Source organism: Nonomuraea sp. N2-4H, assembly GCF_045291505.1.
In the GTDB taxonomy this organism is placed as follows: domain Bacteria; phylum Actinomycetota; class Actinomycetes; order Streptosporangiales; family Streptosporangiaceae; genus Nonomuraea; species Nonomuraea fastidiosa.
Map to the genome: position 1 here is coordinate 8,843,438 of NZ_CP147987.1, position 12,350 is coordinate 8,855,787.

Genomic DNA, 12,350 nt, shown 5'->3' on the forward strand with positions numbered 1-12,350 from the left:
GCGCCGACGGGCGCCCGGCTCGAAGGCGCGTGCTTCACGCGGTCAGGACGGGGGCAGCGCGTGCCACTCGGCGAGCGACTCCAGCAGGCCCTCGGTGAGCGGCAGCCGGGCCAGGTCGTCGCGCGTGCACCAGCGCACGTCGGCGGCGTCGTCACCGGCCGCGGCGACGTCTCCTGGCTGGGACATGGTCGCGAGGTAGTCGCGGATCACGTACGTCACCCCGCCGGGCCCCGGCCGCTCCACCGTGCCCGCGAGGCGGCCGACCCGCACCCGCAGCCCGGTCTCCTCCAGGACCTCGCGCCGCAGCCCGTCCTCGTCCGTCTCGCCCGGCTCCAGCCGCCCGCCGGGGATCGACCACAGGCCCATGCCGGGCGGATGACCGCGCTGGACGAGAAGCAGCCGGTCAGAGGCGTCGAAAATGATGGCTCCGACACAATTTACGCGCACATGACCAAGATTACGACGCGATAACGAGGAGCGGCCTTGACGGGGCCGCACCGGAGAAAGCACCGTGGGTAGTTGTGAGAGCGGCTCCAACCTGCCCGCGGTGTTTTGGCCCGCTTCACGGGCCGAGCGCCTGGTCGAGTGCGTATCGATGCGACACGCACGGCGATGTCCTGCCGTACCAGCCTCCGTGGCCGCCGACCAGCACCGGGCTGGAGGCGATTCGCAAGAGCTCGGTCGTGCCCGTGTGGCTGCCCTGGCCGTTGCCGGTCGGCTGGCTGGTCACGGGTTTCGGGGAGGTGGGCGATGAGCGTACGGGAGGGCGCGCCAGCCTGGTCGCCCTGAGCGGGCCCTCGCTCACGGAAGGGCCGGCCGACCTGCTGATCGTCGCAGAGGAGCCGGGCGTCGGGATCGGGGCGGGGTTCGCCGGCCTCGACGGGCCCGACCCGGGTGAGGGGTTCGACGCGGGGCCGCCCAATGCCAAGATCGCCGTGCTCGGCCATCCCACCGCGCTGTGGTGCGTCGACGGCAGGAGCGACCGCGCCGTGTACGCGGGCGAGGCCATGGGCAACTGGCTGTGGGCCATCGCCTGGCCGGCCGAGGCGGGATGCATGATCGCGCTCGCCGAGCTGTCCCTCATCGACGCCCGTGACCATGACCTGGACGTGCCGTTCGGTGCGTTCTCTCCCAGACTTGGGGCTTAGGACGCGCGATCGAGATTCGCTCTGTCAGGTAGACGGGCTAGAGTTCGGAGGCGTGACAGCGCGTATCGAGCGAGTGGTGACCGAGGGTGTCGTCGACATCGACGGCACCGAGCACAAGGTCGAGAACAACACGTGGATCGTGGGTGACGACGACGAGGTCATCGTCATCGACGCGGCGCGTGACGCCGACAAGATCATGGAGCAGGTGGGCGAGCGCGAGGTGCTGGCCGTCATCTGCACGGCGGGCCTGCCCGACCACGTCGCGGCCGCCATCGAGGTGGCCAGCAGAGACGAGGCCGTGATCGCCCTGCACCCCAAGGACAAGCCGCTGTGGCGGGAGACCTGGCGGGAGACCTGGCCCGACATCGACATGGAGGACGACGGCGTCTTCGAGGTGGCCGGCGTCCAGCTCGACGTCTTGGAGACGCCCGGGATCACGCCAGGCGGCGTGTCGCTCTACTCCGAGGGTCTCAAGGCCGTTTTCACCGGTAAGGCTCTGCAGGCCGACGGCCCCGGCAAGCTCGGCGGCGAATACCCCGCACTGGCCGACCAGCTCACCTCGATCGGCGGGCGGCTTTTCACGCTGCCGGCCGAGACGCGGGTGCTGCCCGCCCACGGTGAGGAGGTCACGATCGGCGACCTGGAGCCCCACTTCGACGACTGGGTGTCCGGCTCGCTGACCCGGAGCAAGACCGACGACGAGGGCGAGGGCGAGGGCGAGACGCCGCTCACCGACGGCACCAAGATCTCCGGCATCACGCTCAGCCCGGGCGACGACTAGGTGCAGGGGCAGCTTCCGCTCGAAGGGATGCCGCGGCGGCTCTACTCGTGCACGCCGTCGCGGTTGAACACCTGGCTCGACTGCCGCCGCCGCTACCGGTTCACCTACCTCGACCGGCCGCAGCCGTCCAAGGGTCCTGCCTGGGCGCACAACAGCGTGGGCGCGAGCGTGCACAACGCGCTGGCGGGATGGTGGCGTGAGCCGTACGAGCGCCGCACGCCGCTCACGGCCGCCGTCCTGCTCACCAACGGATGGATCACCGAGGGGTTCAGGGACGCCGAGCAGTCGGGGCGCTGGCTGGAGAGGGCCCGCGACCTCGTGTCCGGCTACGTCGCGACCCTCGATCCCTCCGACGATCCGGTGGGCGTCGAGCGCACGGTCGCCACGCGGACCAAGGTCATCGCGCTGTCCGGCCGCATCGACCGGCTCGACCGGCGCGGAGACGAACTGGTCGTGGTCGACTACAAGACAGGCCGCCGGCCGCTCACCCAGGACGACGCCCGCGGGTCGCTGGCCCTGGCCACGTACGCGGTGGCCGCCTCGACCATGATGCGCACCCCGTGCCGTACGGTCGAGCTGCACCACCTGCCCACCGGCGAGATCGTCCAGTGGCGCCACACCGACGAGTCGCTGGCCCGCCACATCGCCCGCGCCGAAGAGGTGGCCATGGAGGCCGCCGAGGCCGACGACCGCTACCGCGAGGCCGTCGCCACGCCACAGGGCGCCCGCCGCGCGCCCGGCGACCGGCAGCAGGTCGGGCCCGCGCAGGTGCCCGCCGACGTCGACAAGCTCTTCGCGCCCAACCCCGGCCCCCTCTGCTCGTGGTGCGACTTCCGCCGTCACTGTCCCGAAGGGCAGGCGGCGGCCCCTGAACGCCAGCCGTGGGACGGCCTCGCCGAGTGACGGCGGGGCTCACCCGGCGGCGGTCTTGGGCCAGCGGCGGGGGTCGATGAGACCCCTGAGCCCTTTGCCGACGTCGTAACCCGCCGCGCCGAGCCGTTCCCGCGCGCCCTGCAACATGCTGCGGGTCGCGGGCATGAAGGCGCGGTCGTGCATGGGCTCGGGCAGCGCGTTCAACCCGAACCTGAACGCCTTCAGCGCCGCCGTCACCGTGGCCTGCGGCACCTCGGGCAGCAGGCCGTACATGCGCCTGGCCCAGTCCGGCAGCGTGTAGTAGCACAGCGCGCCGAACGGGAAGTAGACCGGCTTGCCCGGCGACAGCAGGCGCAGCTCGCGCGGCAGCTTCGGCCACAGCAGGAACCGCACCGCCGACACTGCCTCCGGCGTCACCCGCAGCCGCGGGCGTACCTCCTTGAAGTAGGCGGCCATCTCCGCGCACGAGCCGGGCACGTCGTCGGGGTGCAGGCCCACGTACGCGGCGCTCTTGCGCTGCTCGCGCAGGTAGCGGTCGGCCTGCCGCTCGGTGAGCGCGAGCCCGCCGCGCCTGGCCACCTCCAGGTACGACGACACCTCCGCGCAGTGCACCCACAGCAGCAGCTCGGGATCGTCCACGCGATGCGTCCTGCCCGTCTCGGGGTCGCGGATGCGCAGCGCCTTGTGGATGCCGCGCACCCGGCGGCCGATCTCGCCGGCCTCCTCCGGGCTGCCGAACGTCACCCGCCCCACGAAGTCGGCCGTGCGGCGCAGCCGGCCGAACGGGTCGTCCTGGAAGTTCGAGTTCTGCCAGACGCCGAGCATGGCCAGCGGGTGCAGCGCCTGCAGCATCAGGCCACGTACGCCGCCCACCCACATCGACCGGTCGAGATGCACCACCCAGGTCGCCGTCTGCGGCGGCTGAACGACGAGGTCGGTCATAGTGACCGAAGGATTACACGGTGCTGGACCTCGTGTCCAAAAAGTGCTTCTCGGCCGCGTTCCAGAACCGCACCAGCGCCGCCGCCGTCGTCTCCGGCGCCTCGACCGCCGGGGAGTGCACCGCGCCCGGCACCACCACGGACTCCGCTCCGAGCCTGGCCGCCATGTCCGACTGCGCCTCGGGCGGCCAGCCGTCGTCGTGCTCGCCGTACAGCACCAGCGTCGGCACCTCGATCTGGCGCAGCTCGTCCGTACGGTCGCCCATCGTCAGCACCTGCTCGGCCATGCGTGACAGCCCGACAGGCGAGTTGGCCAGCAGGCGCTTGTGCAGGAACTCGACGATGTCGTCGGGCACGTCGTCGGCCAGCGCCTCGGGCTCGAACCTGGAACGCCACACGTGCTCCAGGCCCAGCGTCGGCGCCTCCTCCATGATCTTCCTGCCATGGTGGGCACGCCTGCCCTCGATCGGGCCGGGGCCCGAGCTCATCAGCGTGAACGAGGCGAACTTCGTCCGGCCGTCGATCACCGCCTCCCGCGCCACCAGCCCGCCGAACGAGTGGCCCACCAGGTGGACCGGGTCGCCGTCGCCGATCACCTGGGACAGCGCGTCCACGTCGGCGCCCAGGGCGGCGCACGTGTAGGCGGCCGGGTCGTCGGGGCCCGGGGTCTCGTACTGGCCGCGCAGATCGATCGCCACCACGCGGCGGCCCGACTGGGCCAGCGTCATCAGGACCGCGATGAAATCTTCCTTGCTGCCCGTCAGCCCTGGGACGAGGAGCGCGGGCCAGCGCTCAACCACACCACTGACCGGCACCGCCTCCAGGGCCGCGAACGTGCCCTGTGGCGTCTCGATCTTCTGTGGTGCAACGCCAGGAGGCAGGTCGAGGAATCGCGGCGTACTCACGTGGGGCAACAATACCCAGAGGTCAGCGCCTCGACACCGGCATGACGACGACGCCGGTGCGAGTTCTGACCGCTTGCGACGAATGGGCGGATCGCGTAGACGGGGGTCTTGGAGCCCGTCCCGTACGACCGTGGCCGCCCCGATGGCTCTGTATGGCACTCACAGCTCGTCACTTGCCGTGCCGTGCTCCCTTGTCCAAGCAGACGACCCAGACACCCCAGCGTCCCGCTGAGCGCCGTGCACGTGCCCCTGCGCCGCCACACACGCGGCCTGCGCTCCGGCTGGAAACGAACGCGACGAAAACGCCTGGCACGCCCGACCGGCGTGCGTCCACGCAACTGGCGCACCGGCGGTTCGTCCGTGAGAGACGCGCACTGGCTACTCGTGCGCGCGAAACGCGCGCCGGCCACTCGTGCGTGAGAGACGCGCGCCGGCCATTCGTGCGCGAGAAGCGAAGGGGCGTGCATGTGAGCAAGCGGCCGCACACGCGAAAGGCGCGCACCCTGACTCGGTTCCGGGTGCGCGCCCTCTGCTCGCTCTGCGGTCAGCCGCGGCGGCGGCCGCCGCGGGACTGGCGGCGCTGCTGCTTGCGCTCGGTCGCGGCCGACGGCGCGATGTCGTCGTCGTCCGTGGCCAGGTCGGGCGACTGGAAGATCACCGTGAACGGGTTCGGCGGGATGATCCGCTCCGGCTCCTTGCGCGCCGGGGCGGGCGGCGCCGGGTAGTCCGCCTCAGGCTCGTCGTCGTACCGGTCGGACGGCGCGGCGACCGGCGGGGCCGCCTCGACGGTCTCCGGCTCGGCGGACGCGGCCCTGCGGGCACGCGTGCGACGCGCCGGCGCCTCGCTCTCCTCGGCGGCCGTCTCGGCGGAACGGCGTACGCGGGTGCGCTTGGCCGGCGCCTCCACCGTCTCCTCCGCCTCGGCGGCGCTGCGCCGGGCGCGGGTGCGGCGGGCCGGTGCCTCGGGGGCGTCGGCGAGTGCCTCCTCGATGGCCGAGGAGGCGGCGCCCCTGCGCGTACGTCCGCGCCTGGCCTCGCCCGCGGCCTCGATCTCGTCCGTTGTGAAGATCGCCGGAGTCTCCTCCGCCTGGTTGTTCACGGGCTCGACCTCCGGCTTCTCGACAGGTGCGGTCTCCACCAGCTCCTTGCCGCCGCGCAGACGGCGGCGCTGGCGCGGCTGACGCGCGGGGCGCTCGTCGCGCTCGTCCCTGCGCCGCCCGCCACGCGTGCGGGCCCGGCCGGTCTCGCCGAGGTCCTCGATGCGCTCGGCCGCCAGCCCCGCCCGCGAGCGGTTGGCGTGCGGCAGCACGCCCTTGGTGCCCTCGGGGATGTTGAGCTCGGAGTAGACGTGAGGCGAGGTCGAGTACGTCTCGGCGGGCTCGGTGAAGTCGAGGCCGAGCATCTGGTTGATGAGCTTCCAGCGGGTCAGCTCCTCCCACTCGACGAACGTGACCGCGGTGCCCGTGCGCCCGGCCCGGCCGGTACGGCCGATGCGGTGCACATAGGTCTTGTCGTCGGTGGGGCAGTCGTAGTTGACCACGTGGGTGACGTCGTCGATGTCGATGCCGCGCGCCGCCACGTCGGTGGCCACCAGCACGTCGATCTTGCCGTTGCGGAACGCCCGCAGCGCCTGCTCGCGCTGGCCCTGGCCGAGGTCGCCGTGGACGGCCGCGACCGCGAAACCACGCGTGTCGAGCTGGTCGGCGACCATGTCGCAGGCGCGCTTGGTCTCGCAGAAGACCATCGTGAGCCCGCGGCCCTCGGCCTGCAGCAGGCGGGCGAGGATCTCGATCTTGTCCATCCGGTGCGTGCGCCAGACGATCTGGCGTACCTGCGGCGTGGCCTCGCCCTCGCCGCTCTCCAGCTCGGCGCGCACGTGCGTCGGACGGTTGAGGTATTTACGCGACAGGGCGACGATCTCGCCCGGCATCGTGGCCGAGAACAGCATCGTCTGCCGCTGCGCCGGGATCAGCTTGAAGATCCGCTCGATGTCGGGCAGGAAGCCCAGGTCGAGCATCCTGTCGGCCTCGTCGAGCACGAGCGTGGTGATCTGGCCCAGGTCGAGGTGCTTCTGCTTGACGAGGTCGAGCAGCCGGCCCGGCGTGCCGACGATGACGTCGACGCCGGCCTTCAGCGCCTCGATCTGCGGCTCGTACGCGCGGCCGCCGTAAACGGTCAGGACCCGGGAGCCGAGCTTGCCGGCGGCGGTCACCAGGTCTTCGCTGACCTGCACGGCCAGCTCGCGGGTCGGCACGACGACCAGCCCGCGGGGCTTCTTGCGGTTCTTCCGCGGCTTGCCGATGCTCTGCAGCATCGCGATGCCGAACGCGTAGGTCTTGCCCGTACCCGTGCGCGCCTGCCCGATCAGGTCCTGGCCGCTCAGCGCGAGCGGAAGTGCCATCTCTTGGATGGGGAACGGTGTGACGATGCCCTCGGTCTCAAGGGCATCGGCGATCTCTGGTGTGACTCCGAGGTCTCGGAAAGTCGTCAGCGTGGCCTGCCTCAGTCTCAAATGAAGGCGGGCCTGCCGGGACCGACGGGCGGATACAGCCCCCGTGTCGTGGGTCCTCGCGGTAGAGCCAGCCCTCTCGCGTCATCAGCGACCGCGCACCCGGGGAATCGGGGGTATTCGGGACAATGGCCCGAATTAACACAGTGCGGTCGCACTTTCACAGAGCAGTGTACTCGATACCACAACGCTGGCCGAGCTTGCGTATGTTCCCGAAGATTAGCCGAAGTACGCTGCCTTCCATGAAGGAGTCTCCTGGAGTCGTCGACCTGCTCGGTGTGCTGGCGTACGCGGAGCTCAGCGCGTACGCGCGCATGACCGAGGACGCCGCCACGCTGGCGCCCACGCTGGCGGACCGCGCGGCGCTGAGCGAGCTGGCCGTCACCGAGTACGCCCACTTCCGCCTGCTCCGCGACCGGCTCGCCGAGCTCGGGGCCGATCCCGACGAGGCCATGTCGCCGTTCGTGGGCGCGCTGGACGCCTGGCACGCGCAGACCCGGCCGGCCGACTGGCTGCAGGCTCTGGTCAAGACGTACGTGGGGGACGGCATCGCGCACGACTTCTACCGGGAGGCCGCACGGCACCTCGACCCGTCGGTCGCCTCGCTGGTCGATGAGGTGCTGGTGGACGAGGAACGGTCGAAGTTCGCGGTCGAAAGGGTGCGGGCGGGCATCGAGGCCGAGCCGACGGCCGCCGGGCGGCTCGCACTGTGGGCGCGCCGCCTGGTGGGCGAGGCGCTGAGCCAGGGACAGCAGGTGGCCTCCGCGCGTCCTGAGCTGGCCCGGCTCCTGATGGAATCGCAGGGCGAGGGGCACACCGACATCTCGCGCCTGTTCGCCAGACTCACGGAGGCTCACAACAAGCGCATGGCCGCCATGGGCATCTGACCCCCACCCCACCCGCCTCGATCTTGACTGATCGGCCGGGCCGCCGCCGACTCCACCGGATCCTCCTCGACCATCCGAAGGCGTCGCCCACGCCCGGCCGCCACTCACTCGCCCGCCGGCGTCTTCCACGTCCGGCCGCCACTCACTCGCCCGGAGGCGTCTTCCACGTCCGGCCGCCACTCACTCGCCCGCCGGCGTCTTCCACGTCCGGCCGCCACTCACTCGCCCGCCTCCCGGCGTGGTCACTCGTCTTGCACAGGGGCCCCACCTGCGTCTGGGAGGGCTGTCCGCCCGTTCCAGGAAAGGGCGCATGACCTCGGAGAAGCCGCCCGCAGCGCGGAGGGGCGGGCCCGCCCCGTGGAAGCCGCTCGGGTCCGGGGGAGCCGCTGATCGGCCGGCGGCGTCACCGCCCAACGCCCCAGACGCGGACCGCAGTGCCGAGGCCGCGCGTCCTGCACAGCCGGCCGCCCTCCTCTCGCGAAGGGAGTCACCGCGCACCGCGGGGCGGTGGTACCGCTCGACTCGTGGAGAAGGGCGCGTCCGCTGAAAGGTCGTCCGCCGAAACGACCGCTCGATTGCATCCGCTCGCTTGCAGAAGCCCGCTCGATCCGTTCAAAAGGAAGGGCTGCACGCCTTGGAAGCAGGCTCGGAAGCCCTCGCCCAGGCCGAACGGGGTGGTAGACGTGCGTCTGCGGGGTGGTTGTGGGAGTGTTGGGTGGCTCGTGGGAGGTGGTGTTGCGCTAACGGGCGGCGCACGGCGCTGAACGGTTGTACCGTGCCGACATGAGGGCCTCGCGCCGCTACGGCAATTCCTTGACGAGATGTGGGCCGAACCGCTGGGTACCCCGCGCAGTGCTGCGAAGGGAGAGCGCGGCCTGCCCGGCTGCGGAGCCGGGCCGGACGTGCGTTCCGTGCCCCCGCCGCCCCCGCGGCTGCCTGCTTCGCCGTTCCCCCCGCGTCTGAACCACCGCTCCGGTCCGAACCTACGGGACCTTCCGACTACTGACCCCCGCACGCATCCGCAACCGACCGTCCGCGTCGCCGTCGCATGCTGCCCGGAGACATCGCGGGAGCCGACAAGACGGGGCGCGGGACGGCTCCGGGCCGAGCCCAAAGACCACCAGGGACCCCGGACCGGCTGAACCACGCCGGTGACGGCGAAGGGTACGGCGATCGGAGCCGTACCCTTCACGAAACAGCTCTTACAACGTCCCGCCGAATCCGACCGGGCGGGACTCGTCCTCCCCGATCTCGATGAACCCGAGCGAGGCCACCGGCACCACGACCCGCCTGCCCTTGACATCGGTCAGCGCGAACACGCCGCCGCGATCGACGGACAGGGCGTTCCTGATCTCCTGCTCCACCTGGTCGGCGGAGAGGTCGGTCTCGACAACGAGCTCGCGGTGTACGGAACGTACGCCGATCTTGACTTCCATCGTGGCTCCCTAGGTGACGGGCTGGCTCACCTTCATCGTGGCCGGTCGCACCGGTGAACACGACGAATGATCGCGCCCAGCGAACGGGTTATGCCGTACGCGGAAAACCGCTGATGCCCCGCCACGCGAGCCGGGCCATGAGCTGCTCGGCCGCGTCCTTGGGGATCGAGCCCTTCGTGGTGACCCAGTAGCGAGCGCTCACCTCGGCCATGCCGACCAGGCCCACACCGAGCAGATGAGCCTCGTCGCTGGTGCAGCCGGTGTCCTCCTGGATCAGCTCGCTGACCATCTCCGCGCAGTCGCTCAGCGCGCGTTCGACCCGCTGCCGCACCGGCGCGACGTTGCGCAGGTCGGACTCGAAGACCAGCCGGAACGCCTCGCCCTGCGTGGAGACGAAGTCGAAGAAGGCGCTGAACGTGGCCTGCACGCGCAGCTTGTTCTCCTGCGTGGAGGCGAGGGCCTCGCGGCAGCGGTTGACCATGTCGTCGACATGGAGGTCGAGCAGCGCGAGATAGAGCTCGAGCTTGCCGGGGAAGTGCTGGTAGAGCACGGGCTTGCTGACCCCGGCCCGGTCGGCGATCTCGTCCATGGCGGCCGCGTGATAGCCGTTCTCCACGAACACTTCCTGCGCGGCGCTCAGGAGCTGCCGGCGGCGGGCCAGGCGGGGCAGCCGGGTGCCCCGGGGCTTGGCATCCGGGGTTGCGGTCACGCGGGTCTCCATTGGTCTCTCAGCGAACTGTGCGGACATCCTACGTGCGGCAGGTCGCCGGCGTCGGACGCGTCCGTCCGCCTCCGACCCCCTTCACGCAGGTCACCGCCGCCGGGCCGGGGCTCAGCGGTAATAGTCGTCGTCGTCGAGATCGACCACGCGGTCCTGGTCGGCCCCGTCGGCGGGGTCGACGTCGAGCGGGAGCTCCCGGCGCAACTGCCCGGTGCTCTGGAGCATCTCGCGCTGCTGCTCGATCGCGTCCGCCTCGGGCGTCTCGATCGACAGCTCCTCCTCTTCGGTGTACGGACCTTCGTCCCCGCGTACGTCCATCTCCGACATCTTCGGCCCCCTTCTCGGTGTGGACGGAACCAGACTACGCCCGGCTGAAAAGGTCGCCGTGCTTCTCCACTCTCGCAAGTACGTCGGGCGCCGTGAACACCAGATCCTCAGGGTGTTCGCAGCCCTCGACCTCTTCCCAGGTGAGCGGAGTCGACACGGTCGGTTGTTCCCTGGCACGCAGAGAATAGGGTGCCACGGTGGTCTTCGCGGGGTTGTTCTGACTCCAGTCGATGAACACCTTGCCGGGCCGCGCCTTCTTCGTCATCACGCTGACGACCTGATCGGGGTGCTCCTTCTCCAGGAGCTGGGCCAGCCTCTTGGCGTACGCGGACGGCTCCTCGCGGCGGTCCCAGTCCGCGTACAGCTGCATGCCCTTGCTGCCGCTGGTCTTCGGCAGCGCGGTGAGCCCTTCGGCACCGAGCACCTCGCGCAGCATGAGCGCCACCCGCGTGCACTCGACGATGGTGGCGGGCGGGCCGGGGTCGAGGTCGAACACCAGCGTGTCGGGCGGCAGCGCCTGCCCGTCGTCGTCCACGCGCCACTGGGGGACGTGCAGTTCGAGCGCGGCGAGGTTGGCGTAGTAGACGAGCGTGGGCAGGTCGTCGACGACGGCGAAGTCGATGGTCTCGCGGTTCTTGGTGCTGCCGGGCGCGGGCAGGTTGACGCGCCTTACCCAGTCGGGGGTGTGCTCGGGGGCGTTCTTCTCGAAGAACGACTGTCCCGTCACGCCGTTGGGGTAGCGCTTGACGGTCAGGGGACGTCCCCGCAGATGCGGCAGCAGGACGGGGGCGACGCGGCTGTAATAGTCGATGATCTCGGCCTTGGTGAACCCGTTGTCGGGATAGAGGACCTTGCCGAGGTTGCTCAAGGTCAGCTCGCGCCCGTCGACTTTGACCGGCACCTTCATGGCGTCACCTCCGCGGGGAGCTTGTCGGGGCGCAGGCCGCGCCACACGGGGTGTCGCAACCGCTGGTCGTCGGTCCACATCGTGTAGGCCACCTCCCCGACGAGATCGGGCCTAACCCACCGATTGCGCCACGGCACCTGATCGGCGAACGGGCTGTACGGCACCTCCAGCGGGCGCAACATGCGGTGCAGGTCGTCGAGCGCGGCGTCGGTGAAGCCGGTGCCGACGTGGCCCACGTACGTCAGCCCCCGCTCCGTGAACACCCCCATGGCCAGCGAGCCGATCCCGCCCGCGCGCCGCCCCTTACCGGGCTTCCAGCCGCCGATGACGACCTCGCGGACGTTCAGGTTCTTGATTTTGATCCAGTACGGCGAGCGCGTGCCCGGCCTGTAGGGGGAGTCGAGGCGCTTGGCGACCACGCCTTCGAGCCCCTGCTCGGAAGTGGCGGCGAGCAGGCCGGAGTCGCCGGGGAAGTACGGGGGCGCGCCGATGTCCAGCTCGTCGAGCAGCGCCCTGCGGTCGCGGTACGGCAGGTCGAACAGCGGTACGCCATCGAGGTAGAGCAGGTCGAAGGGCAGGTACGTGACGGGGTAGCGCTTCAGCATGGCCGGCTGGGGTCGGTGAGGTGCATGCGGTGCTGGAGCCGGATGAAGCTGGGCTTGCCGCGCGCGTCGAGGGCGACCACCTCGCCGTCGATCACAGCGTTCTTCACCCCGAACACCGAAATTTCGGGATAGCGGCGCGTGTACTCGACTCCATGCCTCCCCGTCACCCTTGTCCCGCCGTTGACATGGATCAGGGCGCGGATGCCGTCCCACTTGACCTCCAGCCCGTACCGGTCGCGATCCGGCGGTAGTTCCCCAGGTACGGCGAGCATCGGTTCGACCGGGTATGGCATTGCTTGCCCCATGACGG

14 protein-coding genes are annotated in these 12,350 nt (G+C 70.7%); 4 read left to right on the forward strand and 10 right to left on the reverse strand.

Features of this window, described 5'->3' with window-relative positions:
* Positions 1-42 precede the first annotated feature (42 nt).
* On the reverse strand, positions 43-447 hold the full coding sequence (locus tag WBK31_RS40930) for an NUDIX domain-containing protein (RefSeq protein WP_364069029.1): 405 nt from the start codon (positions 445-447) through the stop codon (positions 43-45).
* A gap of 74 nt (positions 448-521) precedes the next feature.
* Here WBK31_RS40930 and WBK31_RS40935 point away from each other — a divergent pair, with 74 nt between their 5' ends.
* Genes WBK31_RS40935 through WBK31_RS40945 form a run of 3 tightly spaced genes read left to right on the forward strand, consistent with a single transcriptional unit; the run spans position 522 to position 2,832 of the window.
* Positions 522-1,148, forward strand: coding sequence for a DUF6758 family protein (locus WBK31_RS40935; protein ID WP_364069031.1), 627 nt, complete (start codon positions 522-524; stop codon positions 1,146-1,148).
* Positions 1,149-1,200: 52 nt separating this feature from the next.
* Positions 1,201-1,929: an MBL fold metallo-hydrolase gene (locus WBK31_RS40940; protein ID WP_364069033.1), complete on the forward strand. Its 729-nt coding sequence runs from the start codon at positions 1,201-1,203 to the stop codon at positions 1,927-1,929.
* A 27-nt stretch (positions 1,930-1,956) separates the two neighbouring features.
* Complete coding sequence (locus WBK31_RS40945; protein WP_364069035.1) at positions 1,957-2,832, forward strand: PD-(D/E)XK nuclease family protein; 876 nt, start codon at positions 1,957-1,959, stop codon at positions 2,830-2,832.
* 9 nt (positions 2,833-2,841) lie between these two features.
* On the opposite strand, the gene WBK31_RS40950 is transcribed toward WBK31_RS40945, so the two are convergent.
* The 3 genes from WBK31_RS40950 to WBK31_RS40960 form a co-directional block, all read right to left on the reverse strand.
* Positions 2,842-3,744 (reverse strand): oxygenase MpaB family protein, encoded by a 903-nt coding sequence (locus tag WBK31_RS40950; protein WP_406674134.1) that lies wholly within the window; start codon positions 3,742-3,744, stop codon positions 2,842-2,844.
* A 13-nt stretch (positions 3,745-3,757) separates the two neighbouring features.
* Positions 3,758-4,648 carry an alpha/beta hydrolase gene (locus tag WBK31_RS40955; RefSeq protein WP_364069039.1) on the reverse strand — a complete coding sequence of 297 codons (891 nt, stop codon included), beginning with the start codon at positions 4,646-4,648 and terminating at the stop codon, positions 3,758-3,760.
* Between the two features lie 544 nt (positions 4,649-5,192).
* Positions 5,193-7,049 carry a DEAD/DEAH box helicase gene (locus WBK31_RS40960; RefSeq protein WP_364069041.1) on the reverse strand — a complete coding sequence of 619 codons (1,857 nt, stop codon included), beginning with the start codon at positions 7,047-7,049 and terminating at the stop codon, positions 5,193-5,195.
* Positions 7,050-7,399: 350 nt separating this feature from the next.
* Between WBK31_RS40960 and WBK31_RS40965 the strand changes: the two genes are divergently transcribed.
* The gene (locus WBK31_RS40965; RefSeq protein ID WP_364069043.1) at positions 7,400-8,044 is read left to right on the forward strand and encodes a ferritin-like fold-containing protein; all 645 of its coding nucleotides are present in this window, start codon (positions 7,400-7,402) and stop codon (positions 8,042-8,044) included.
* 1,202 nt (positions 8,045-9,246) lie between these two features.
* Here the strand turns inward: WBK31_RS40965 and WBK31_RS40970 are convergent.
* From WBK31_RS40970 to WBK31_RS40995, 6 genes are all read right to left on the reverse strand, one after another.
* On the reverse strand, positions 9,247-9,480 hold the full coding sequence (locus WBK31_RS40970; RefSeq protein WP_345389806.1) for a DUF3107 domain-containing protein: 234 nt from the start codon (positions 9,478-9,480) through the stop codon (positions 9,247-9,249).
* Positions 9,481-9,568: 88 nt separating this feature from the next.
* On the reverse strand, positions 9,569-10,189 hold the full coding sequence (locus tag WBK31_RS40975; protein ID WP_364069045.1) for a TetR/AcrR family transcriptional regulator: 621 nt from the start codon (positions 10,187-10,189) through the stop codon (positions 9,569-9,571).
* 123 nt (positions 10,190-10,312) lie between these two features.
* Positions 10,313-10,528: a hypothetical protein gene (locus WBK31_RS40980; protein ID WP_364069047.1), complete on the reverse strand. Its 216-nt coding sequence runs from the start codon at positions 10,526-10,528 to the stop codon at positions 10,313-10,315.
* Positions 10,529-10,562: 34 nt separating this feature from the next.
* Positions 10,563-11,435, reverse strand: a complete 873-nt coding sequence (ligD, locus tag WBK31_RS40985; protein WP_364069049.1) for a non-homologous end-joining DNA ligase — start codon at positions 11,433-11,435, stop codon at positions 10,563-10,565.
* On the reverse strand, positions 11,432-12,040 hold the full coding sequence (locus WBK31_RS40990) for a hypothetical protein (RefSeq protein ID WP_378785159.1): 609 nt from the start codon (positions 12,038-12,040) through the stop codon (positions 11,432-11,434). Before WBK31_RS40990 ends, ligD begins: the two co-directional genes overlap by 4 nt.
* A complete protein-coding gene (locus WBK31_RS40995) occupies positions 12,034-12,333 on the reverse strand; it encodes a hypothetical protein (protein WP_378785157.1) in 300 nt (99 codons plus the stop codon). The genes WBK31_RS40990 and WBK31_RS40995 overlap by 7 nt, the downstream gene beginning before the upstream one ends.
* Positions 12,334-12,350 lie beyond the last annotated feature (17 nt).

Coding starts and splice junctions, on each gene's coding strand:
- ligD (WP_364069049.1), bottom strand. CDS start 11,435: ATGAAGGTGCCGGTCAAAGTCGACGGGCGCGAGCTGACCTTGAGCAAC.
- WBK31_RS40990 (WP_378785159.1), bottom strand. CDS start 12,040: ATGCTGAAGCGCTACCCCGTCACGTACCTGCCCTTCGACCTGCTCTAC.
- WBK31_RS40970 (WP_345389806.1), bottom strand. CDS start 9,480: ATGGAAGTCAAGATCGGCGTACGTTCCGTACACCGCGAGCTCGTTGTC.
- WBK31_RS40945 (WP_364069035.1), top strand. CDS start 1,957: ATGCCGCGGCGGCTCTACTCGTGCACGCCGTCGCGGTTGAACACCTGG.
- WBK31_RS40965 (WP_364069043.1), top strand. CDS start 7,400: ATGAAGGAGTCTCCTGGAGTCGTCGACCTGCTCGGTGTGCTGGCGTAC.
- WBK31_RS40960 (WP_364069041.1), bottom strand. CDS start 7,049: ATGGCACTTCCGCTCGCGCTGAGCGGCCAGGACCTGATCGGGCAGGCG.
- WBK31_RS40950 (WP_406674134.1), bottom strand. CDS start 3,744: ATGACCGACCTCGTCGTTCAGCCGCCGCAGACGGCGACCTGGGTGGTG.
- WBK31_RS40980 (WP_364069047.1), bottom strand. CDS start 10,528: ATGTCGGAGATGGACGTACGCGGGGACGAAGGTCCGTACACCGAAGAG.
- WBK31_RS40995 (WP_378785157.1), bottom strand. CDS start 12,333: ATGCCATACCCGGTCGAACCGATGCTCGCCGTACCTGGGGAACTACCG.